Below are 22515 nucleotides of genomic sequence, written 5' to 3'. Positions count from 1 at the left end.
CTCAGTTTTTCTCCATATATGATTTAATACGTTTGCATAGTTTCACCACTTCAACGTTGTCTCCCATAGGAGCTTCTCCCCAATCGTACACCTCCACTGGACCCCAGTATTCTTTCGGTGTATGCGGATAACGAGCTACTATGTGCATATGAAGGTGCGAAACTGAATTTCCTGAAACAAGTGAATAGATATGCTCAGCCTTTTCTGACTCCATTAGAGCCTTACTGACTCTTGTCATTATGACGCCAAATGCTTTTGCTTCTTCTTCCGTCATATCGGCAAGTGACGGAGTATGCCTTTTTAAATCAATCATTAAGTGACCTAAATAGTTTGGTTTACCGTTTCGATCAATGTGCCCTACATAAACATATTCGTCTTCGTATATCGATACACCGGATGTTTCAATATCACCAGCGTGCTTATCGCAAATAAAACAACGTTCTTCCATATTTAATCCCCCACCATAAATAGTATTTTAAAAACAAAAAAACCCTACAGTCTCATAAAGAGACGATAGGATTTATATCGTGGTACCACTCTTCTTGTTTCAATTCTTTTGAATAGAAACTTCTCAAGACTCGTTTACGGAAGTTAACCGTATAGATTTACATATCAATCTATCCACTCCTAGGCGAGTTGGGGAGGTTATTGACTGTCTTTCACCATACGACAGCTCTCTATACAATAACGTGTCCTTACTACTCCTAATCAAAGCGTTTCGTATATCTTTTTGAATATTCTATATTTTACCAATTCACTTGTCAATAAATAATTTTTTTATTGTGTACATATATCATTATTTATGAAATAGGGTTGGACCGAAAAATGCAAGGACTTGAAAGTAATGTGCCTGGGCTCGAAGGTAATATGAAGAAGTTCGGATCTCGGTACAAACGTTGACGATACACTTATACCTCCTACTCGTTCCCCCCCCTCACCATGAACCACACTCTACTTCTTCAATTTTTCGTTTGCTAGAATTCCCATATGTAAAACCGTAAATTGATAGCCTCATCACGAAAAGGTTCATGATGCAGTGAGCAGAATCAAGAAGCGCATAGACGGTTCTCGTGCTAGCTTTCAAATCAAAACGAAGCAGCCTAACCGTCCTCATGCTTTCTACCTATCCAACAAATACCTTTTCAACCCTTCCTTTACCTCATCACTCGCAAATGAAGCTTCCACACTGTTCATATAGATTTCTCTATAATCTTCATCACTCATCTCAAACTCGCTCCAGACTAGATCACATTCCTTTGTCATCGTGGTATCCGATACCGTTCTGTTGTCGGTATTGATGGTAATTTTTATACCGTCCCTGTGAAAATCGTAGAGCGGGTGATCTCGAAACTGTTTGACGGCTTTCGTTTGAACATTACTCGTTGGACAGATTTCAAGTACGATCTTTTTTTCTTTAACAATCTGATAAGCTTCTGGACAATTTGTAATATATACACCGTGTCCGATTCTCTCTGCTCCCAACCATTCAACAGCCTCGAGCACATTTCTTCCAATTCCCGTTTCACCTGCATGGATGGTGACTTTGTAGCCATATTCTCTCGCCAGTGCGATGGGCTCAATGAATGTCCCGCAGAATCCTTCCTCTTCGGACGCACATAAATCAACCGCTACGACTCCATTTCCAAGAAAGCTCTTCCCCTTTTCGACGACTTCAAAGGCGCTTTCCGGCGACATCGTTCTCATACAAGACAAAATGATGTTCCCTTTAACATCAAAGTGTTCCTCTGCCTCTTTCATCCCTTCGACTACACTTCCAATGATTTCTTCTACAGATAATCCCTGCTGGGTATGAAGCAATGGGGCAAACCGAACTTCCATATATTTCACTTGTTCCTTGGCTGCATCTTCATAAAGCTCATAGGTGATTCTTTTTAAATTTTCTTTTGACTGCATAACGGCATTAGGGATCGAGAATTTCTCCAAGTATTCATCCAGTGATTCGCAGTCGAGTGGGGCAATAAGCTCTGCTTTCATCTCATCCTTATTAAAGGAAGGGATATCAATGCCATCTCTCTTGGCAATATCAATAATCGTCTCAGGTCTGACACTCCCATCCAAATGGCAGTGAAGTTCAATCTTAGGCATTTTAGAATAATTCATTGTTGTACCTCCTAATTTTCAATAAAAAAAATCCTGATTACGAAGAAAATACACATAAAGGTATCTTCTTCGTAATCAGGATTTTTTGGTTCCTGGTAGAGACCTCCAAACCATATTATTGGAGTTATACGAATGTGAGAATCGTATTAAGTTTTTTACTACGATAATAAATTTTTTGTTGATTGTCAAGTGGAAGCACAAGGACGGTTCTTGTGCTTCCCACTGTTGGATTGAATAACGGTGCCATACTCCCGCTACGCTGGCGAAACAGAGGTCCGGCACCGAAATGCTCAGCTATCAGTCTCATAAAAAAGAACGCCAGATTATCAAACACCAAAAACAACCAAAAACCTGCATCCCTCGTCATACTTCCGATCCAACTCAATGGATCCGCCATGTAGTTCCACGATTTTCTTCGCAATGGAAAGTCCCAGTCCCGTTCCCCCGGTCTCACCATTCCGGGATTCATCGATCCGTACGAACGGTTCAAATATCTTTTCGTGGTAGTCAGCAGGGATCCCGATTCCTCTGTCTTCAATGATCATCACTGCATGGTTCTGTTTCTGCTGTAGTGATATGGATAGATATCCATCACTATACGCCATGCCATTATGGAGAATGTTCGAAATCGCCCTCTCCATCTTGGAGGGATCAAACTTCACCATCAGAGGCTGTTCTGTGATATCTAAGTGATACTCCATCCCTTTTTCTTCGAACTCTTCTACAAACGAAGACAACATGGTACGGAGCCACTCGGCCATATCATGTTCACTAAGGGAAATGAGATCGCTGTCAATATCCATATGGGACAGTTCGAACAGGTCATGGATAAGGCGGTTTGCTCTCTTGCTGTTAGACACAATGATATCGGTATATTTCAGCTGATCTGATCGACTCAGATGAGTAAAGCTATTCAACGTTTCAGCATACCCCTGTATATTGGTTAGCGGTGTTTTCAAATCGTGAGAAATATCCAGAATGAGTCTTTTCCTCAACTGTTCGGACCTTTCCTTCAATGCGATTTCCGTACCGATTGTCCCTGCCATTTGGTTAATGTTCTGTTTCAACTGGTTCAGCTCCTGATTCGCCTCGAACTCGATTTTCTCCCCATAGTTTCCTGAAGAAATCGAATCGATTCCCTTCAGAAGCTTTTGAATCGGCTGAATGAGCTGGACCGATGTTCTCTTCACATACCAATACAGAATCACGATCAAGCACACCATGAAGAAGATGATGGTGAAGAAGAACACATCATCTAATTGGAAATAGTCATCTGCGGGAAAATAGAGTAATAAATATTCTTCCTCCTTATCTGGTATATATAAATCCGTATCATACGTATCGGTGTTCTTAAGAAATTCATTCAATCCATAGTTATACCCGACTTTGTGAGGACTATTGAATTGATCGGTCACCTTATAATCGGGACTGACGATTTCAAGGTAGGCATTTTTCGGCAGCTCATGCTTCTTGAATGCTGCTTTCATCCCTGATTTCTTCGCATCTTCATACGCCTCTTTAAGGAAATCCTGATCCAAGTCCTCATACACGGTCTCGACATACACGTAGTTGGCCAACAGGGTGAACGTCCCTACTCCGAGTATGATGATAAACAATAACGCATAGTTTATAAAAAATTGTTTGGTAATCGAAATAGACTTCTTAAGGAGGATCGGTTTAGTCTTCATGGTTCTCCATCCGATAGCCGAGCCCTTTTACCGTCGTGATGTACGTCGGGGATTTAGGGTCTGATTCGATCTGCTCTCTGATTCGACTGATATGGACCATGATCGTATTGCTGTCACCGATGTAGTCTGTGTTCCATACACGCTCATAGAGTTGTGCCTTCGTAAACAACCGGTTCACATTCTTTACGAAAATAGATAATAGCTTCGTCTCCTTCGGGGTCAATAGGAGCCTTTCCCCGTTTTTCGTCACCGTTTGATTAATTGGGTGATACTCGAGGGATCCGTTTCGTAAGACAACCTCTTCTTCCACCACACTATAATCTATATACCTTCTGATCTGGGCATTCACTCTCGATACCAGTTCTATCATACTGAAGGGTTTCACGACATAGTCATCTGCCCCGAGCCCAAACCCCAATACTTTATCTGCATCATCCGCCCTCGCAGTCAGCAGCATGATCGGAACCTTGCAACACTTCCGAACTTCCTTGATCACCTGAAACCCGTCCACTTTCGGCATCATTAAGTCAAGGATGAGAAGGCTTGGGCGCTTACTCCTGCATTTTCGGATCACTTCAGCTCCATCATAGGCTTGCTCTACTTGATAACCCTCATTCCGTAAATGAAGGGTGATTAATTCGTTTATTTCCATATCATCTTCTGCTATATAGATCAATTCTGCCATACACTTACTCCCAGTCTTGTAAAATCGAATGTTCATACTATTTTACCATGAAACTGAGGATGATTTTTGAGATTTATGGTTAATTTAAGGTTGCCTTAAGGTTAGGGTTAAGAAAGTTGTGTACAATGAATGAGTTACTGGTCAGACAGGCCAAATCTATTAAATAGTCATAACAGGTGGGGAACGATAAATGACCAATCAACTGAAAGAATATATTTTAAAAGGACAGTTTGAAAAAGCAAAAGTAAGCACGAAAGAACTATCCTATTCAGAACTGGATGCAGAACTAATGGATATCGCATTCAATGATTCGAGTATTGCGAATTACTCATACATTATGAGTTTACTAGTCGAAAAGGAAAACGTTGAGTTACACGAAATGGCGTTCAGGTTGATGGTGAATCCACTAAGTTACTTGGATGGTGCTTATTATGCTGCCCTCTATCATGCAAGGCGGTGTGTTGAATTAACCGATCGACAAGAGGTCGGCTATCTTTCCAATCTCTTATTTTTACATATGATACCGAATCAAGTAGTAAGTGAGGAAGAAGCCTATGAGACGGCGAAAAGGATGCTGTCATTGGAGCCTAATCATATACAAGCTAAACAATTTTTGAATAAGCAGTACATTCGGTGAGATGATGAAAGGATGTATTCGTGACAAAGGCAAGTTTCTTATGAGTGAGAGGAAAATTAGTATGAGGAATAACATCATTTGTTTAATTCTAATAATAATAGGTCTAATCTTTGCTTTTATAGCACTGAAAAGCAAAGATTTGGACACTACACTTGGTTACTCTGTTGTTGCTATCATTGGATTTGTAGATGCGTATTTACTTTATGAAAGAAAAGAATGAAGAACGGGTGAAGCACGGGGACGGTTCTCTTGCTTCTTAGATGAAATTGAAAACAAGAAGGGACCTCTAATATCCGGAGGTCCCTTCTTAAACTGCATTCTATATTATTCTCTTTCAATCTTTACTTGCTTCCTTATCACAAAACTAAAAATCATACTTGTGAGGATATAATAGATTCCTATAATCGACAATGCGTCTGTTGACACTGCCCAGAGGTCATTTCCTTTTATTACACCCCCCATGAATCGAGGAGTATTCTAAAACAGATTTTCCACCTGGTTATATAAACCAAAGTGACTTACTTATTTTCCATTACGGCAAAATAGTTTTCTTCATGATCAGCAAAGTTAAATACCCTGCCAGTAGGCATATTGACGATCTCACCTACTTTGATCTTTTTATTGGAAAGATTCGTATACAATTCATCAAATTGATCAGTGAAAAACATTAAAGAAGGGGTTCCGAGATTTAATCCAGGTGACATTTTTGCAACGAAATCCTTATTGTGCAGAATGATGCTTGTTTCTGCCTCTTTTGTTGGAGCCACTTCAATCCATCTCATTCCTTGATCGTTATCTTCCTTAGACTTTACGCTAAATCCTACTTTTTCTGTCCAAAATTGTACCGCCTCATCTTGGTTATTGACATACAACATGATTTGACCGACTTTATTTATCATTGATTTTTACACTCCTTTAGAATAAGTTAACTCTGTTTCTATTACTTCAGATGCGTCCGAGATCTTTCTTTATTTGTGCAACTGAAGTGCTTCTTCCAAACGGTCCCACGTTTCAGTGATTCCTTGTATCATCCCCATGTCCGTAACGGTCTTAAGGGCTTCCGCCGAAGAGTAGACAGAGCGGCTGATCAGCTTCGTCTTGCTGCCCATTTCGATGAATTCCAATGTAACTTCCGTTGATGGCATGTCTTCGTTCGTATTGCCTTCAGAATCCGAGAAAGAATCGACGTAGACGATTTTTTCCGGTTCAATGATTTTTTTATAAACCCCTTTTCCCCAAGATTCCATTCCGAAGAATTGACCCTGGTCTGGATCAACGCATTTCATGCAGTAGTGCCAGATACCGCCCGGTTGGAAATCCACATGGCAAACAGGAAGCTCCCAGCCTCTTGGGCCCCACCAACTTCTGAGATGCTCAGGTTCTTTAAACATCGTGAACACCAAGTCACGCGGTGCATCGAAGATCCTCTCGAGCACAAGCATCCGGTTATCCTCCACTCTAGACAACATAGGATTGTTGTTTATCATTTCGTTTCCTCCATTTCACATGAATTGATCAAGTGACAAGTAACAACATCAAGCTTGGGAAAGTAATGATGTTAAGATGTGATAGTCTTGATCTCAACATCTTGCTAAAAAAGTAACCGATTGTAGTATTCTTCAGAAAGTCCTTAACTCCTTCTGTCTTTCTTCCTACATTTCCAATTTTCTCTAGGCACGACCTCATGGACATGGCAGACCCATGAACTACTTCGGATTATTCGTCGTCTACTTCCTTTCGTTTTACTTTGTGCAGGTAGTCCTCTAAACGATCAAATCGTTCGTTCCAAAGGTGTTTGTAAGAATCCACCCACGTATCCAACTCTTTAAACGGCTCGGGTCTTAGCTTGTAGTAACGCCGATTGGCGATTGGCTGGACTTCGACGACACCTGACTGGTTCAATACTCTGAGATGTTTTGAAACTTGCGGCTGGTTCATTCGTAGTTTGTCAGTGATATCCCCCACTGTAAGAGGTCCATCACGCAGAAGTTCGACTATTTGCAAGCGATTTGGCTCGGCGAGAGCATTTAATATGGTTTTCATATTTATAATATACCCCAAAATGAATATTCCCGTCAAGGAATATTTAAGATATTTTGAAGGAACCACGGGGACAGGCACCTACATTCAGTTTTTTCGAATCAGTCAAAATGTAGCAGCTGGACTGACCCCACACTCCCCATGGAATATCGCGCTTATAAATCAATGTTTAGTAAGGGAATCTTGGATTTGCTTTTTATGATGAGTATCATGCTCAGTCAGCCCTTTAAAATATTGATAAACCGTTAGTTCTGTTTCACCAATTCGGAATGTTTTATCCCACAAATCACTACTTATATTCTCAATACACTCAAGTAATTTAGTCCTAGAGGCAATGAATCTATTAATAGTCACAGATTTTTCGGCACTTCTGCCCTCTAAAGCAGCTCTTTCATTTACTGCATCTCTATCGGGAGAATTAGGCAGAGAATCGTTAGAGCTAAAATAAGGAATACGATATTCTAAAACAAATTCATCCCATGGAATCAAATGACTGATGATCTCTGCTATGCTCCACTTGTTTTCTTTTATGGGACTAAACCATTGATTACTTGAAAGATTATTTAATGTTTGAGACCATGCAATCATATTTACATGATGTTTTACTACTTCATCTTTTTGTACCATCATGCGTATCACTTCTCTCCAATAATAGTTATCTCCGATTAATAGTTTCTATTTGACGGAATCAACTAAAAAGGCGGATCTCGAAAAAGATCCCTTTTTTTCATATACTCAATTGCTTTCGTTTTATTAAGTTGATTTGAAACATACAATGCTTCATTCTTCTCTCTATAGAATGAAGTGAATGTTTCCTTCGAAAGAATCCCGTCATCAATCGCATGTTTCACTGCACAATCTGTTTCTTTCGTATGAGAGCAATTAGAAAACCTACATCTCTTCGATAATTCAATAATATCCCTATATCCATCCTCTAAAGTAGCTTTAAAATCAACTATTTCATTTAGATTTTTTAAAAATGTCATTGATTAACGCCTTATTCTTTAGTTATACTAACCTATTACTTGAATTCGATAAAATAGGAGATGAATCCTTCATTCTTATTAAAAAGGTTAACTGGGTACGGATCCCATCCTACTTTAGGGAGAGTGGGATCCGTCCTCATTCACTCAAATTGAAAACAAGAAAGGACCTCTGATATCCTGAGGTCCCTTCTTAAACTGCATTCTATATTATTCTCTTTCAATCTTTACTTGCTTCCTTATAACAAAACTAAAAATCATACTCGTGAGGATATAATAGATCCCTATGATCGACAATGCATCTGTTGACACTACACATAGTTCATTTCCTTTTATTACACCCCCCCATAGCAAGAAGCTTGTAATAAATAAGAATGGGAATACGAGGAAATATCCGAGGAAGGTTAGTTTCTCTTTTCGGTTTTCCATTATCATCATCATCCTTTTCTGGGGAATGGATTTCACTGTTACCTATAGGGTCAATAGATTTTGACAAAGGTATGAAGGATAAGAAACCTTGGAATAGAATTAGGTATTTCCTTTATAGTATAGAAATACTACATTTCCAAATAATAACTTACCATACAGGATTAGAGAATTCCGCAAAATTCCCCTACATTAATTTTTTTTAAGGTTCAACACTTGTGGTTAACGATACTTTTAATCATTTCTATAAAGCTAATAAAATGGCACCTGCCCCCAACATTAGAGTATTGGGGCAGGTGCCTATAATATGTTTGGGTCGAGTCATAACGACTTAGAGATCGTTCCCTTTGAATCGAGGAGTAATCTAAAAGAGATCTTCCACATTGTATTATAAACCACATTGACGTACTTATTTTCCATAACGTGTTCATCAAGTGAATCCCATCAGGGTAGTATCATCGATTAATTTCAATTATAATAGTATCAAGGAGGTGAAAAAATGGAAAAGCAAATTGTGAACATGTTATCCGATATTCAACGTAACATGAAGGAGTTCGACCGAAATTTGAAAGAACTTGACCGTAATATGAAAGAACTTGACCGTAATATGAAAGGGCTCGAAAGTAATGTGCAAGGACTTGAAAGTAATATGCAAGGACTTGAAAGTAATGTGCAAGGACTCGATGGTAATATGCAAGGACTTGAAAGTAATGTACAAGGACTCGATGGTAATATGAAGGAGTTCGGAAGTGATTTGAAAGAGATAAAGGAAACGGTTAACAGAATCGAATCTTCTCAAACAGAAGATGTCATTGCTTTGTTAAAAGTAGGCAACCAACGTTCTGAAACGGACTTTCATTATCTGAACACAAGAATAACAGATATCGATAAACGGGTTTTCACCCTTGAGAATCGAGCTGAAAGGTAACCGTCATTTCCCCAACAAACGTAATGACGATTACCTTGTCCTTACTTCTGTGTTCCCTCCACCATGATCCACACTTCATTTCTTCGGTTTTTCTTTTGTTAGACTTCCCATTAATACAACCAAAAAACGGTGCCTGACCTCCTAGAGGTCAGGCACCAAAATAATGCTCAGGGACAATCACGATGTTCCCCTTCATCCCGACTGTAGCTTCAGAATCACAAGCTGTTAATCCCCATGCCACAACAAAATATAATAAGAAACTTATTGTCCTCACCCACTTAACATACTATTTAAATCAATTGTTGTCCCGGATTTCATCATTATAAAGGAAGTAAGTTAAACGAACCTTAAACAATCCTTAATGGAAGCTTAAATATATTCATTCCTCAATAAACACCTCATACGACCTCGCATTCTTAATGTAGGAGATTTAACATAATGACAACTATGGACGGTTCATATCTTACTTTTCATGGTGAACCCAGCCGTGAAGTGGAGCTTTTTTTTAACGAGGTTTTTTTCCTTTGTAAAAAAAGAAAAGTAGAGTGGGATCCGTCCCCACTCTACCCTATATAAATCTTTTTAAATATTCGCCAAATATTTTGTTATCACTTTGGGTGTGTTTTCTAAATACACATTAATTTGTTCAATGTTTGATTCTAATTTATCAGTGTTTCTTTCATCTGTTGGAAAATCAGATATTCCTTTAATAATAATACATTCAACATCATTCTTCTTACAGATATAAGCAATTGCACCGGCTTCTGTATCGGCTATTGTTATTTCGTTTTCTTTAAGTTCTAAATAGTCCTTCCACATAACCACTGCTTTATCAGCGGTGCCAATGGTTCCGGTATAAAAATCATTCCCATATTTTGATAGATCAATATCGACTACGAAGGATTGTTTAATAAGAGGCTCGATTTCTTTTACTGTGCAATCATATTGAACGGCTTTATTGGGTACCAGAATATCCAAATTAGTGAACGTATCATCTATTCCTGCACAGGTTCCAACAACGATTACTTTCGTTAAATTAAATGTAGAAATCATATACTGATTACCACCAACACCATTTACTTTTCTTACACCGGTACTATAAAAAACAAGTTCGATATCATTAATTGTTCTAATGAAATACTCGCCATAAGGATAACCGACACGTTCATTATCTTTTATGCCGAAATATTCCAATGTCGCTTCATATTCCCACTTCGTTGCTACACTTATTCCTATCATCGACTTTTCACCCTACAAATATAATTTGTCACGATTGAATGTCTATACACGTGCTGAATTTAGAATAACTGGGGACCCCTGCCTTCAGGTTAAGCCATTTATTTATATTTCATCATTGGAAACTACAACTTCAAACACCCTATTTACGTAATCAATAACCAATCGGCCATCCTTCCCAATATCACTCCCGAATACACCATCAAGTTTAAAGAATGTGGCAAAATCAGTTAGCATCATTCTTACATTTTGAAAGGTGAGATTCTGGTGGGGAGATAACTGAACGCTCAAGGCTTCAAGGCTCTTTATCTCTCTTTCTTTCAAGTCACCAAGGCCTCCTGCATGGGTGGTTCTGTTCTCTACTTGGAGATCATCAACTTTTGTTAGAAGCGGCTGCCCGAAATGAGTCTTATTTGCCCCGGTGTCTAAGCCGAAATACAATGGCGTTTGTGTATTTGCTGAAACCTTTACAATGGGAGCTCCGCAGAAAAATAGATTTCTTTCCTTTGGTTCCTTACAAGCTGGTTTCTTAATTAATACTTGTTTCTGTTTATAATCAATTTCCAGATGTAAATGTTGAATAACATCCCACCCGATAATCCCGTCAATCGCCATGATCTCTTTCGTGTTAGGAATCTGAATCTCCAGAAGATGATCAGACAGGACTAGAGCCGGTTGTCTGCGAATTTGAAGATTCATTATTTCAATCGAATCAATAAATGCTAGATTCGTAGTCAGATCTAGATGGGTTGAATTTCCCACTACCATTTCCTTCTCTTCTAACAAATCAATATGACATTCTTTTGCTAAAGAATGTGAAACAACGCTCATTCCAGCACCTGTATCTAACCAGAAGCATTTCTTTACTCCATTAAGTAAAACTTCAATCGTTGGGCAACCTGTGAGACTTGGGATCATTGGAATGCGTATAGGTTGATCCGAGAAAGAGATCTCTGCAGAGTCAGACATATTGCAGGCTTTTCCAATTATTCGATTGCTTTTCTCTATGGTGGGTTCGTCCAGCAGCCCTTCGGATTCCATTTGATTCCATTCTGATCTTGCAAAATACAATTCAAACAATAGATTGGCAGCGTTACTCTTTAATGAAGAGTCATCTGTAGTCGCATAAATTTTCTTCAATTCTTGAATGGCAAGAAGGTCTTCTCCTTCTGTGATCAATGTTAAAGCAGCGCAAAATCCATTGTTTTTCTCATTTGATTCAACTTCAGGAAAATGAAACGTCTTCAATCTCTCCATTTTCATTAAAGAATCACTCCTTATAACTATGTAAATTTATTACAAATAGTATACCAAAAAGTGGATGAGTATGGTGTGGAAATCAACTAAAGTCAATAGGGAATTTCTGCGGGTTAATAGGGGACGGATTCCACCCTACTTTCGCATCTCCTAAAAAAATAAAGGTAGTTAGGGTAAACCGGTAGGAGCCCCGGGCAACTTAACCCAGGATAAGTTCCTAACTCTTTCATTTTTTCTATATTTTACAAATATAATATAATAATTTAACATGATAATAGCTTATACAAATGGTGAAATCACAAGAATGAAGTATGTTGCTGATTGTCTTGTAGGTTAATGGAAGGAAGATTTGATGAAAAAAATGTGTATGAATGTTGCCATCCTATCACTGGCTTTGTTAATTGGTGGTTGTGCCAATGGTCCGGAGAGTACGACGGATGCTGGAACTTCTGAAGAAAACTCGCAAGTGGCTTCTGATATGAATGAAACCACTTCATCTGTAGACTCGAAGGATTCTGTGCAAGAAGATTCTTCCGAGAACGAAGGTGACAGTGCGATAACAAGTGGAGTGAATGAATCTGAAATATCTAGCGACGAGGATAATGCTTCTGAGGATAATATGAATACTGATGAAGACATAGAACAAAACACCGAAACAGTTTCTAGTCCAGATAGTGACCTTAAAGTCGAAGACAAAGCAACAACTAAGGAGAAAGCAAAAGCTGAATCGTTAGTGAAGGAGTATTTGAAGGAAAAAGACGAGTTGATCGAAGATGACAATCACTTTGTGAATTATGATGGAACAATAAAAGATTACGTTATTATATGGTATTCTTCACTCGTGTCAGGACACTCCTCTACCAATGGACGTTATATAGTTGATCTAAAAAAAGGGGAAGTGACAGAATTTCATTCACCTGAAGATATGAGGGGAATTGTCGGGTAAGACAATCAAAAAGAAGAAAGGGTAGGGTTCTTACCCTACTTTTTCAGTGAACCTCAGGCGTGCAATGGAGCTTTTTATTGGGGAGTTTTTATTCCCTTCCAAAGAAGAAAAGTAGAGCGAGAACCGTCCCCACTCTACCCGAACAAAACATCAACACTAGTTACCGTTTAATTCCTGAAGCTCATTAACTGTGACAAATGTATATCCTTGATTTGATAATGATTGAATGATTCCTTCCAAGGCTTTCATCTCCACACCCGTTTTGTCATACATGAAAAAAGGGTCAAGACCCCCGTCGTGCTAAAGCTTTAGCGCGACGGGAGTCTGAGAGAAAATCCCGATGGCCAATCATTCAGCTAGAAAAGAGGCAATTCACACCTTTATCTTACGCCCCTTCCATTTCACAGAATGGAAAATATTCACCCGAACGAAAGAATAAAGGAAAATCACTGCGAAGAATAAAAACAGTAACGGGTAAAAAGGGAAACACCCCCATCTGAAATCCCCGACCCTGCGGGCAAACCATGCTGTTTGAACGGCATAGAGGATATACAATACCCCATTGGCAATCATAGCGGCGGTTCTTTCCTCCATCATCGAAGAGATCATTGATGACGCGGTGGTTAAACTTCCGGTAATCCAGAGAATGACCATCAACATGACGACGGGATGAGTGGACTTGGAACCAACGGCAAAACTTTTGCACCAGCCTTCGATAAGGCTTCCGAAGCCTTCCGGATACATGCGAAATGAAATGATCCCCCTGCCGCCTAGGCAGCGAACGGGAAGGTTCTGATCAAGAAATGCCTCGCCCAATGCCAGATCATCCATGATGGCACCCTCGATTTTCTCATGCCCACCGGATAAGAAGTAATCGTCTCGATTACATAGAATACATGGACCGAACGAGCCGGCGGCTTTAAATCGGGATCCCCAGACGGTGAATAGATTCATGCCCACAACGACGATGATGTTAAAAACAATGGAGAGGTGCTCATACACACGCTCCACTGTGTGATATGGCTGCAATGCGAGGATACCCCTGGCTCCTTTTCCCTGATAGTAATGGAGGAGATTACGTAATCCATCCACACTGGTGAATCTGGTATCGGCATCCAGGAATAGCAACCAGCTCCCTTTTGCCTCCTTGGCACCTAGCCAGCAGGCCGACGATTTCCCTGCCCCGTTATTCTGCAGGACCGTTACACCGTAGCTTTCTGCGATGGCCGCGGTACGATCCGATGAATCGTCGTCCACCAACAGGACTTCAAATCCCTTGAATCGCTGCTCCTGCAATGACTTCAATAACGGAGAGATCCTGCTTTCTTCATTCCTGGCAGGGATAATGATGGACAGAAACGGCAAATCCACCATATTTCTGGAGGTGAAACCCGGAACCGGCAAGGACCAAAACATGATCATGCCAATGATAACCCCCAGGACACCCAAGATGAGATTGATCACTTCCGAAGCTGTCATGTAACCTGCCTCCTTCCTCTAGAACGCACAAACGTGCAAATCCTCGTTCAACCTCTATGTAGCTGCATACTTACTGTTGCCTGCTTGATTTCTTGCCAAGTCCTGACGTAATCGCCGATATACGCCCCCGATTGTACCGTTGAACCACGATAATCGGTACGTTGAAGACTATGGCATACAGGACCATCCCCCATCCTACCGATACTGGATTCCATATGAAGAACAGCGGAGCAGGGAGAATGGAGAGCCAATGGGTTAATTCCGCGCGTTTCGTTTCTGCGGCAAATACCTTCAAGTCCCTCGACTTCGTCCCATGCAACCCCTTTTTGCTGTATCCCTTTTTGAGAAAAATCGTTCCATCCAGAATCAAACCTTTCCACGATTTCACCCGGAATAAACGCTGCCACAATGCTCCAGACTGTTCAAAAGGGAACATCCGAAACCAGAAATGGTCTTTCAAAAACCAGGTCAAAGGCAGTTTCAAGCAAATCGCCGAAATGAAGAGATGAAAGAACGTCCAGGCAATCACATCAATGACTATGATCCAATGGTCAGGCAGTGATACGATCATGACATCACCCCTTTTTATAAAGCATCCCTCTCCATAATTTTCTCACCGACAAGCTGGCCGCTTAAGGTCACCATCGGCATTCCGCCTCCCGGATTCACCGTCCCCCCGACAAAGTAGAGGTTGTCGTAGCGCTCACTCTGTTTCGGATGCTTCAAGCCTTTATTCTTCTTACTGTCAGACACGGTCCCATAAATCGCACCGCGGTCAGAACCATAAGTGCGCCTGATATCTTCCGGTGTCCACATATCCCTGGTGACAATGTTGTCACGCAAGCCATCGAGGCCCATCTTCTCCAATTTGATCAGGACCCGCTCAGCGAATTGTTCATAGTCCTCTTGCGTATACGGATTCTCATCCCGGATAAAAGGAATATGAGGCAGCACCTTGATATTTTCATGTCCTGGAGGGGCCTGTGTCGGATCGGTCTTATTGACATTGACGAGATAAATGACCGGATCCTCCGGCAGTTCATGGCGGTGGAAGATCGATTCCATTTGCTCCTTCATATTTTCCGCGAAAAAGAAATTATGATGGCGCAGCTGCGGATAACTCTTCTTCACACCGAGGTGCATGACGAGACCGGAACTCGCCGGTTCGAATTTCATTTTTAATTTTTCAATATAATCGCTGTCTTCCTCCAGTAATCGCTCGTAAACCGGAATGACTTCCATATTCGATACATAATGATCGGCCGTCACCAGTGTTCCGTCATCCAATACGGCTCCGGTAATATCGCCATCCTTCTTGTCTAGCTTGACGATCTGTCGTCCAAGTTGGACGGTCACCCCCACTTCTTCCGCCAGCTTCACAAGAGCATCCGCGAGCTTGTGCAATCCGCCGGGAACGTACCATGCTCCCTGGTCATGCTGCATGTAGATCATCATATTCATCACGGCCGGCGCATCGTAAGGGGACGAACCGACATACTTGATAAAATAGGAGAGCATTTCGCGAAACTGCTCATGACTGATCCGCTTATCGAGGGATTTATGCACCGTGGACATCAGGTCAATGTTCTTCAAAACACTGAACAGTCCCGCCTGCTTGACGATTCCTTTTGCCGTATCCGCACCTTTAAATAACGTTTTATCCGTCATATCGTAATGAGTCTTCGAATGCTCCAGCAGACGTTGATATTCACGAATGTCCTTTTCACTGAGAGAGGCATTCTTCTCTAGCATGTCGTTCACATCTTCATACAAGTCTATGACATTTCCATCGGGGAAAAAGGAACGTCATTGATGATCCAGCCTCTCTATCTGGACATAATCCTTCATCGATTTACCACTGGCCGCAAACAATTTCTCAAAGATCTGCGGCATCGTCAAAATGGACGGACCCAGATCAAACCCAAAGCCGTCTTGCTCGAGCCGGTTCAACTTTCCTCCAATGTGATCGTTTTTTTCATATAAGGAGACATCGTATCCCGCCTGTGCCAGTGTAATGGCCGCCGACACCCCGCCGAGTCCGCCTCCAATGATCAGTACCGTTTTATTTTTCAATGGTTACCGTTCCTCCTGTTCGGAAATCTTGTTTGGTGTATGTATGTTTATCTGTAACAATATCTGCCTGACCTTGTGCCAGTGCTTTTTCCACTACATCAAGTCTGTATCCTTTGCATCTATCTTATACCCTAACTTCATGTAATAAAAAACGTGGAATGGGTATTTTAAAGAGATTTTCTGGGGCTCTACTATATTCGACGTTCAGAACAACTCATTCGGACTGGTTCGCCAGGTAACGGCAATAGAGATGTTGATATGAATAGATAAGAATTTTTCATCTTTCTATGTATCTAGTATTCCATAAAAAGTGGCATAACCCTTCTTTATGGAAGCATTGAGGAAGAATGGGAACGATTCTTAAAGTGGTCAATGGGGGAGTGGTGTTATAAACTGGTGCCGAGATAATAGAAGGATTAAAATTCTTCTCTATAAAAGATGAGGAAGTGCCAAGATGGCACTTCCTCATTTTCTCTTACCTTGAATTAAAATAGAATAGAATTATGCACGAAAATGGTTCGTAACCCTAGAAAAATCAGCATCAGATTTTTGATCCATCTTCTTGTTTAGTGCTTTCACGTCACCTTTTTCAGAAGAAGACATTGCAACTTCTTCATCTTCTTCCAAGAGACGCTCAAGCCCCTGAGCTATACCTGTTAAGGATAAAATCGTCAATGCAAAAAAGGCCATGGGAACCATAAAGATCCACCACCCATTATACAATTCTATAAAGTTCATCGACATCATCCCCGACCACTCCTGTACGATTGGCAAAGGGGGATCACAAAACGGCCCGTAACAAACCTCCGTGCCTCCAAAGTAGAGTTGGAAGAAACCTAAATGAGCAATAATTAAAAGTACTTGTATCGTAATTTTAGGGAAAATGATAAAGAGGCGCAGTTTTAAATGGGGGAGAATATGTTTCCGAAAGAGAAAAAACTTACTTCCTCCCAATACTCTCGCACTTGTTACAAACTCTTTCTGAAGAATTTGTTGTGTTTCATTCGAAATTAAGATCGTCGTGGTGGGTGCTGTCAATACGGCCAGGGTAATCACTTGTAAAATGACTCTTTCTTGAAAACTTGTTTCAAATCCTTTAGGTGGCTCCCACAACAATGGATATAAAACGTTATAAGCAATAATGGATTGGGGGATAAAATAGAACGATGTGAACATTGATTGAGTCCATTTCTTCGCTTTTGATCGAATAAACCCACCGACGACACCAAGATAAAATGAAAGGATGAAACTGAGAATAGAAATGACAATCGCTGCACCAAGAGTATACTGTGCCCCTTCCAATACTTTATAAAACAGATGATCTCCTTTTCGGTCCGTTCCAAAAGGAAAATCAGCGGAGGGTGGAAACGGCGCATCTCCAATGATTTTCCCAGCATCGTCATAAAGAATAAACGTATTCGGGATCTTCCCATCCGTAACATTAAAGTAAATGCTCCCTCCAACTAACACAACGATGAACATCAAACAAACGGTAATGATCACATGATGTCGGTTATATGTTCTCAAAGACTCATCTCCTTCCCTATTTTCTTTGAAATCATAAGCTGGAGCAATTTCAAAAGAAGATATAATGGAATGAAAAGCATAATGGCCGTGATAGCAAAAATGGATGGAGTATTATAGGAAAATAAAAAAGATGTGACCCCAAAGACATTAAATAAATATTCTAAGATTAATAGGTTTGATAGCATCATCCATATAATCTGCTTACCATGATAAGTTAAACTGACCAATACATTTCTCATCATATGAATGAACATAATCCGGTATTTACTGAGACCTTTCCCTTTGGCAAGTTCCACATAAGGAAGCCCCTCTTCTTCTTTCAGGAAAGATACCATAGAGCCCAAAAAGAAAAAAGTGGGGAGGATGCTGAGTGTAATGGCAGGGAACAGAATCACCTGATTTTCACCGACTGAAGCCACATCAATTAATAGAATACCTGATTTCTTAAAATACCAAACAACAAAAACTTGAAGGATTCCTATGACAAAGATATCAGGTAACGCACCAAGGTAAAAAGAAACGCCTTGCATGATCTTCCTAATCCTTTTGCCGACAGAATAATAAATGACTAAAAGAATAATAGAACTTGTGAGGGCCATACCCAGGGAAAGAAAGAATATTTTCGCGCTGCTCAGAAAGGCAATAAATATGATAGGAAATAACGGACGTTCAACGTCTGCGATGGGGTTAGTGTACACTAACTTATGAGGTGTCATTAATTCCTTACATAAACTAGCTAATTCTTCAGCGTATGTAATAAGGGAGAATGCTTGGTCTTTGAATATTCCGGATGCAGCGCTGACGAGTATAATCCCGATTATAATCAATAGCGCTTCTCCCCATGATTTTTTTATTTTTTTAATCATGTTACTCCCCCCTTTTTAGACTAACTAGACGCCTTCCGGTTTTAAAAAAATCTAGAATTCGTTATTTTTATTAACTTTTTGATTAATTTAATTTTAATGTTATAATTCAATAACAATACAAACTTTACCATATTAGAATTTTCTGTCAATACTTTTTTGTAAAAGGTGGCTCGTTTTATAATGAATTCTGTCGGAATAATGATTAAAGAAATACGTACCAAAAAGAAGCTAACCCAAAGTGACCTGGCCGATGGCATCGTCAATCGCAGTTATATTAGTCAAATTGAGAAAGGGCAGGTACAGCCCTCTATTAAGTTGCTAAAAAAATTTAGTGAGCGGCTAAAATGTGATATTAATGAATTTTTAGAAGATCATGAGACTTCCGCATTAGTGCTAGATGTAAAAAAAGCTCTTTTTTCGTTAGAATACGCTGTGATTAATGGGGACTTTTCAAATGTAAATGAACAAATGATTGAAATCGAAAAGTTTCAAGAAAACTTGCATAACAATGAAAAAGCACTATTCTTCTTCTGTAAGGGGAAAATTCAGGAAAAGCTGTATAAGAATACGAAGGATGCCATTTTACTATATGAAAAAAGTTGTGAACTATACACAGGACCACGTAAAGAAGAAAGACTCCGAAGCACAAATCATTTAGTGAATCTTTATATTGAGCATAATGAAATACACAAAGCATTTGAATACCTTGATGAGTCCTATAACGAATCCATTTATCATAAACTAAGTGGCACTGAAAAAATCGCATTACTCATTAACGTAGGAAGTGCACATGCAAGATTAGGAGAATACTACTCTGCCATCCGCTTCCTGAAACAAGCGATAGACAGCAGTAAGAGGACGTCAATCTTCTACCAAACCGGAAGAGCATACATGGTACTGGGGCTATGTCAAAGGCGGATACTAAACTATGAGGAGGCTCGGAAATCATATGAACATGCAGTATTTTTCTTCAAAGAATCTGAAGATCTTTTAAATCTGGCAGGTACGTATACAAACCTTGGCATTCTAAATAGATATGATAAACAAATTGAACGCTCGATTGAATACCTGCAAAAAGCCCATCATCTCTATATACACTTAAATGATGACATTGGCTATTTAAACACACTTTATGAAATGTCTGTTTCCTATTCCGATAATGAGCAATATGTCAAAGTAAAAGAGTACTTTACTCTATTTATGAAGAAAAGCAAAGAATGCAATCATTCTCCACAAATGGTTAAAATGCATATACTAATGGCGGATGTGTGCATTTCAGATGGGAACACTGAGGAAGCAATCAACCTCCTACACCATACTCTTGAAATAACTGAAAAGGTTGAATTTCAAAAAGAACTTTATGAACGAATGAGTAAGATCTACCTACACCAAGGCGAAAAAACCAAAGCCCTTTCCTATTGGGAAAAATATTTATCTATCTAAGATGTGCGGAAATAAAAAACGGTAAGCATAGAGACGGTTCTCATGCTTCCTTTTCATCTTTCCGAAACAGCCTTCACTCGTCTAATCCCACCTCTTATTACAATCTATCTATGAGCCAAGGGACCTATCCCCTTGCTCACCAACAAAAAAATACCATTCTCAATAGTCCATGAGAATGGCATTATACTCTTAAAATGTGTTGTTCAATGATAGAAGTCATCTCTTCAAACGTATATTTGTGATTCACAACATCCACAGTAAAATCTTGCTCTTCTTCGATTCCCATCGTCCATTTATAATAATTGATCTTCAGGAAAACAATGAGTGAAGCAAGAGCCGTTCGTTTATTGGCATTATGGAAAGCATGGTTTTTGGCAATGGATTCAAATAAATCCGCTGCCTTATCATAAATTTCAGGATAAGCATCACGACCAAAAGCTGATTGTTTCGGACGGTTAATGGCTGAATCCAAAAGGTGTGCATCTTTAACTCCCACTGGTTCATTTGGCGAATACAGACGAATTTGAATCGTGTTAATCGCAATTACCTGATTCGTGGTCAAATAAATGATGTCCTTCATTATTTATCCACTAACCCTTTAAATGCCTGGTCATGTTCCTTAATCACATCATTCAAGATGTCCATGAATTCAGCATCGACGCCTTCGGGGAGTGTTAGCTGTTCTTTTTTCCTCAACACAATTTTCCCTTCTATGACCTCAACCTGCACATCATCTCCCTGTGCTAAACCGACTTGCTTAAGCAGGTCAGTTGGAAGCGTAATGCCAAAGCTATTTCCGATCTTTGTAACTTTCCGTTCATATTGTTCCAATTATCTCACCTCTCATTATAACGTTATAACTATTATAACATACTAACGTTAGAAAGCCACGGGGACGATTCACCTGCTTCCTTTTTCTTCTATTAGACACAAAGATTCCGTATTTCCATCATTCCCGTCTCCATACACCAGTAAAATGACAGAGATGATTGAAATTTAGGGTTAATTTAAGGTTGATTTAAGATTGGCTTTAAGTAAGTTATGTACACTTAATGTGTGGATGGTGCAATATGAACTCTAAAGGTGACACACGGTAATGGAAAATAGAAAATTTCATACACAACACTGATATTCTAAGCAGTATTCGGCGCAAAAGAAGTCATATCCGCTTCTAAATGACAGCCGAACGGTGTCCGTGTAAAGAGGCAAAGGACGTTCATAGTCAAAGGCAAGTCCACCATTTCCATTCATTTTAAGTACAATAAAAAAAGAAGAAATTAGGGTGAATTCCATGAAACCATTACATGAAGTATTTATAAACTGGCAGGAGAAGCTCGATCTTGACGAATGGTACTTCAGCCAATCCTTTGAAGAAATCACCACAAATATGACTCCTGAGGAAGCTTTTCAATACATACCAGTCGTCATTCAAGAGTTTAAAAAGTTACGTAACGCCTTCATAATAGGAGAAATGGTAGACTTTCTTCATACCGTCTATGAAATAGCGAATACAACAGAAGTGCATCCAACCTTAGACCAGGAACAAGAAAGAATACAAGAAATCATCCTCGAATTCGGTGACGATTACTCTCTTCAGGCCTATAATGAGTTCAAAAAATCATTAAGACTGAATTGAAAGAGGGACGGGACTAACAGGGGACGGCTTATCCTACTTTTCTGATGAACAAGGCTTGGAAACAAGAAAAGTAGAGTGGGAATCGTCCCCACTCTACCTTGGTACAATAATGCTTTATTATGTCGAGGGTCAGGCACTACTTTCTGGGGACGGTTCTTTTGCTTCCTTTTTACATCTACCAGAAACCAATCACCGCATACTCCGTCACCAACAGCCCAATCCCTCTCCTTTATCACCATCTATCCTTGAGCCGACTGAACCCCAGTCCACTCAAACCGAAGCAATAGAACCGTCCCCCTGCTTCCATTGACCCATTCAAATCATCGTACCAACGTACCTGTACCCCTGGCTCAATCGCTCTCCTTCGTAATCCCCCCGACACCCCAATACTTATGAGGGATTGGCTGCACAATCACACGGACCTGTTCAGGTTTAACTCCAAGTGTTTCAACAGCAGTTTTAGTGATTCCAGCCACTAAATCCTTTATCTTCTCATCACTCCGCCCTTCAAGCACCTGTACTTGAATAATTGGCATCGAACCAT

At 40.0% G+C, this 22515-nt stretch carries 24 protein-coding genes, 2 pseudogenes, 1 riboswitch and 1 other annotated feature; of the genes and pseudogenes, 5 read left to right on the top strand and 21 right to left on the bottom strand.

The features are described 5' to 3' along the window. Window position 1 precedes the first annotated feature (1 nt). The 5 genes from FGG79_RS03270 to FGG79_RS03255 all read right to left on the bottom strand — a co-directional run bounded on the left by FGG79_RS03270 (window position 2) and on the right by FGG79_RS03255 (window position 4494). Window positions 2-448, bottom strand: a complete 447-nt coding sequence (locus FGG79_RS03270) for an HIT family protein (protein ID WP_138776316.1) — start codon at window positions 446-448, stop codon at window positions 2-4. Between the two features lie 55 nt (window positions 449-503). Then, window positions 504-721: a binding site (T-box leader), on the bottom strand. 398 nt (window positions 722-1119) lie between these two features. Continuing rightward, window positions 1120-2121 carry an adenosine deaminase gene (gene add / locus FGG79_RS03265; RefSeq protein ID WP_138776315.1) on the bottom strand — a complete coding sequence of 334 codons (1002 nt, stop codon included), beginning with the start codon at window positions 2119-2121 and terminating at the stop codon, window positions 1120-1122. 52 nt (window positions 2122-2173) lie between these two features. Next, a riboswitch (purine riboswitch) is annotated at window positions 2174-2273 on the bottom strand. After that, on the bottom strand, window positions 2246-2428 hold the full coding sequence (locus FGG79_RS21625) for a hypothetical protein (protein WP_171050776.1): 183 nt from the start codon (window positions 2426-2428) through the stop codon (window positions 2246-2248). Its footprint overlaps the riboswitch before it by 28 nt. A 19-nt stretch (window positions 2429-2447) precedes the next feature. Continuing rightward, a complete protein-coding gene (locus tag FGG79_RS03260) occupies window positions 2448-3809 on the bottom strand; it encodes a sensor histidine kinase (protein ID WP_138776314.1) in 1362 nt (453 codons plus the stop codon). Then, on the bottom strand, window positions 3799-4494 hold the full coding sequence (locus FGG79_RS03255) for a response regulator transcription factor (protein WP_138776313.1): 696 nt from the start codon (window positions 4492-4494) through the stop codon (window positions 3799-3801). Before FGG79_RS03255 ends, FGG79_RS03260 begins: the two co-directional genes overlap by 11 nt. A 190-nt stretch (window positions 4495-4684) precedes the next feature. Here FGG79_RS03255 and FGG79_RS03250 point away from each other — a divergent pair, with 190 nt between their 5' ends. Then, window positions 4685-5131 (top strand): hypothetical protein, encoded by a 447-nt coding sequence (locus FGG79_RS03250; protein ID WP_138776312.1) that lies wholly within the window; start codon window positions 4685-4687, stop codon window positions 5129-5131. A gap of 518 nt (window positions 5132-5649) precedes the next feature. Here the strand turns inward: FGG79_RS03250 and FGG79_RS03245 are convergent. The 6 genes from FGG79_RS03245 to FGG79_RS03220 form a co-directional block, all read right to left on the bottom strand. Beyond that, window positions 5650-6030 carry a VOC family protein gene (locus FGG79_RS03245; RefSeq protein ID WP_138776311.1) on the bottom strand — a complete coding sequence of 127 codons (381 nt, stop codon included), beginning with the start codon at window positions 6028-6030 and terminating at the stop codon, window positions 5650-5652. A gap of 69 nt (window positions 6031-6099) precedes the next feature. Continuing rightward, the gene (locus FGG79_RS03240; RefSeq protein ID WP_138777562.1) at window positions 6100-6615 is read right to left on the bottom strand and encodes an SRPBCC domain-containing protein; all 516 of its coding nucleotides are present in this window, start codon (window positions 6613-6615) and stop codon (window positions 6100-6102) included. 232 nt (window positions 6616-6847) lie between these two features. After that, on the bottom strand, window positions 6848-7174 hold the full coding sequence (locus FGG79_RS03235) for an ArsR/SmtB family transcription factor (protein ID WP_138776310.1): 327 nt from the start codon (window positions 7172-7174) through the stop codon (window positions 6848-6850). A 159-nt stretch (window positions 7175-7333) separates the two neighbouring features. After that, entirely contained in the window at window positions 7334-7801 is a 468-nt protein-coding gene (locus FGG79_RS03230; RefSeq protein ID WP_138776309.1) for a DinB family protein, read from the bottom strand. 62 nt (window positions 7802-7863) lie between these two features. After that, window positions 7864-8157, bottom strand: coding sequence for a hypothetical protein (locus FGG79_RS03225; RefSeq protein WP_138776308.1), 294 nt, complete (start codon window positions 8155-8157; stop codon window positions 7864-7866). Between the two features lie 207 nt (window positions 8158-8364). Then, window positions 8365-8583 carry a hypothetical protein gene (locus FGG79_RS03220; protein ID WP_138776307.1) on the bottom strand — a complete coding sequence of 73 codons (219 nt, stop codon included), beginning with the start codon at window positions 8581-8583 and terminating at the stop codon, window positions 8365-8367. Window positions 8584-9079: 496 nt separating this feature from the next. Between FGG79_RS03220 and FGG79_RS03215 the strand changes: the two genes are divergently transcribed. Continuing rightward, entirely contained in the window at window positions 9080-9508 is a 429-nt protein-coding gene (locus FGG79_RS03215) for a hypothetical protein (RefSeq protein ID WP_138776306.1), read from the top strand. 568 nt (window positions 9509-10076) lie between these two features. Here the strand turns inward: FGG79_RS03215 and FGG79_RS03210 are convergent. Together FGG79_RS03210 and FGG79_RS03205 are read right to left on the bottom strand one after the other, a co-directional pair. Continuing rightward, window positions 10077-10747, bottom strand: a pseudogene (locus tag FGG79_RS03210) (5'-methylthioadenosine/S-adenosylhomocysteine nucleosidase family protein). Window positions 10748-10849: 102 nt separating this feature from the next. Then, on the bottom strand, window positions 10850-12007 hold the full coding sequence (locus tag FGG79_RS03205; protein ID WP_138776305.1) for a retropepsin-like aspartic protease: 1158 nt from the start codon (window positions 12005-12007) through the stop codon (window positions 10850-10852). Window positions 12008-12353: 346 nt separating this feature from the next. Here FGG79_RS03205 and FGG79_RS03200 point away from each other — a divergent pair, with 346 nt between their 5' ends. Then, entirely contained in the window at window positions 12354-12947 is a 594-nt protein-coding gene (locus FGG79_RS03200) for a hypothetical protein (RefSeq protein ID WP_171050775.1), read from the top strand. A gap of 372 nt (window positions 12948-13319) precedes the next feature. Here FGG79_RS03200 and FGG79_RS03190 read toward each other — a convergent pair whose 3' ends face one another. The 5 genes and pseudogenes from FGG79_RS03190 to FGG79_RS03170 all read right to left on the bottom strand — a co-directional run bounded on the left by FGG79_RS03190 (window position 13320) and on the right by FGG79_RS03170 (window position 18892). Continuing rightward, complete coding sequence (locus FGG79_RS03190; RefSeq protein WP_138776303.1) at window positions 13320-14426, bottom strand: glycosyltransferase family 2 protein; 1107 nt, start codon at window positions 14424-14426, stop codon at window positions 13320-13322. Between the two features lie 70 nt (window positions 14427-14496). Continuing rightward, on the bottom strand, window positions 14497-14997 hold the full coding sequence (locus FGG79_RS03185) for a glycosyl-4,4'-diaponeurosporenoate acyltransferase CrtO family protein (RefSeq protein WP_138776302.1): 501 nt from the start codon (window positions 14995-14997) through the stop codon (window positions 14497-14499). Window positions 14998-15011: 14 nt separating this feature from the next. Then, window positions 15012-16499, bottom strand: a pseudogene (locus FGG79_RS03180) (phytoene desaturase family protein). A gap of 501 nt (window positions 16500-17000) precedes the next feature. After that, window positions 17001-18026: an ABC transporter permease gene (locus FGG79_RS03175; RefSeq protein WP_138776301.1), complete on the bottom strand. Its 1026-nt coding sequence runs from the start codon at window positions 18024-18026 to the stop codon at window positions 17001-17003. Then, complete coding sequence (locus tag FGG79_RS03170; RefSeq protein WP_138776300.1) at window positions 18023-18892, bottom strand: ABC transporter permease subunit; 870 nt, start codon at window positions 18890-18892, stop codon at window positions 18023-18025. Before FGG79_RS03170 ends, FGG79_RS03175 begins: the two co-directional genes overlap by 4 nt. Window positions 18893-19072: 180 nt before the next feature. Here FGG79_RS03170 and FGG79_RS03165 point away from each other — a divergent pair, with 180 nt between their 5' ends. Then, a complete protein-coding gene (locus FGG79_RS03165; RefSeq protein WP_138776299.1) occupies window positions 19073-20335 on the top strand; it encodes a helix-turn-helix domain-containing protein in 1263 nt (420 codons plus the stop codon). Between the two features lie 181 nt (window positions 20336-20516). On the opposite strand, the gene FGG79_RS03160 is transcribed toward FGG79_RS03165, so the two are convergent. Then, window positions 20517-20915: a type II toxin-antitoxin system death-on-curing family toxin gene (locus tag FGG79_RS03160; RefSeq protein ID WP_171050774.1), complete on the bottom strand. Its 399-nt coding sequence runs from the start codon at window positions 20913-20915 to the stop codon at window positions 20517-20519. Beyond that, window positions 20915-21166 carry an AbrB/MazE/SpoVT family DNA-binding domain-containing protein gene (locus FGG79_RS03155; protein WP_138776297.1) on the bottom strand — a complete coding sequence of 84 codons (252 nt, stop codon included), beginning with the start codon at window positions 21164-21166 and terminating at the stop codon, window positions 20915-20917. The genes FGG79_RS03160 and FGG79_RS03155 overlap by 1 nt, the downstream gene beginning before the upstream one ends. 460 nt (window positions 21167-21626) lie before the next feature. Between FGG79_RS03155 and FGG79_RS03150 the strand changes: the two genes are divergently transcribed. Next, window positions 21627-21971, top strand: coding sequence for an ABC transporter (locus FGG79_RS03150; protein WP_138776296.1), 345 nt, complete (start codon window positions 21627-21629; stop codon window positions 21969-21971). Between the two features lie 350 nt (window positions 21972-22321). Here the strand turns inward: FGG79_RS03150 and FGG79_RS03145 are convergent, their stop codons facing one another. Then, the gene (locus FGG79_RS03145; RefSeq protein ID WP_138776295.1) at window positions 22322-22507 is read right to left on the bottom strand and encodes a tautomerase family protein; all 186 of its coding nucleotides are present in this window, start codon (window positions 22505-22507) and stop codon (window positions 22322-22324) included. Window positions 22508-22515 lie beyond the last annotated feature (8 nt).

It is taken from the genome of Bacillus sp. BHET2, from assembly GCF_005938125.1.
GTDB lineage: Bacteria > Bacillota > Bacilli > Bacillales > Bacillaceae_B > Rossellomorea.
Note: the sequence above shows the minus strand (reverse complement) of the source record. Positions and strands in the feature narration are given on the sequence as shown.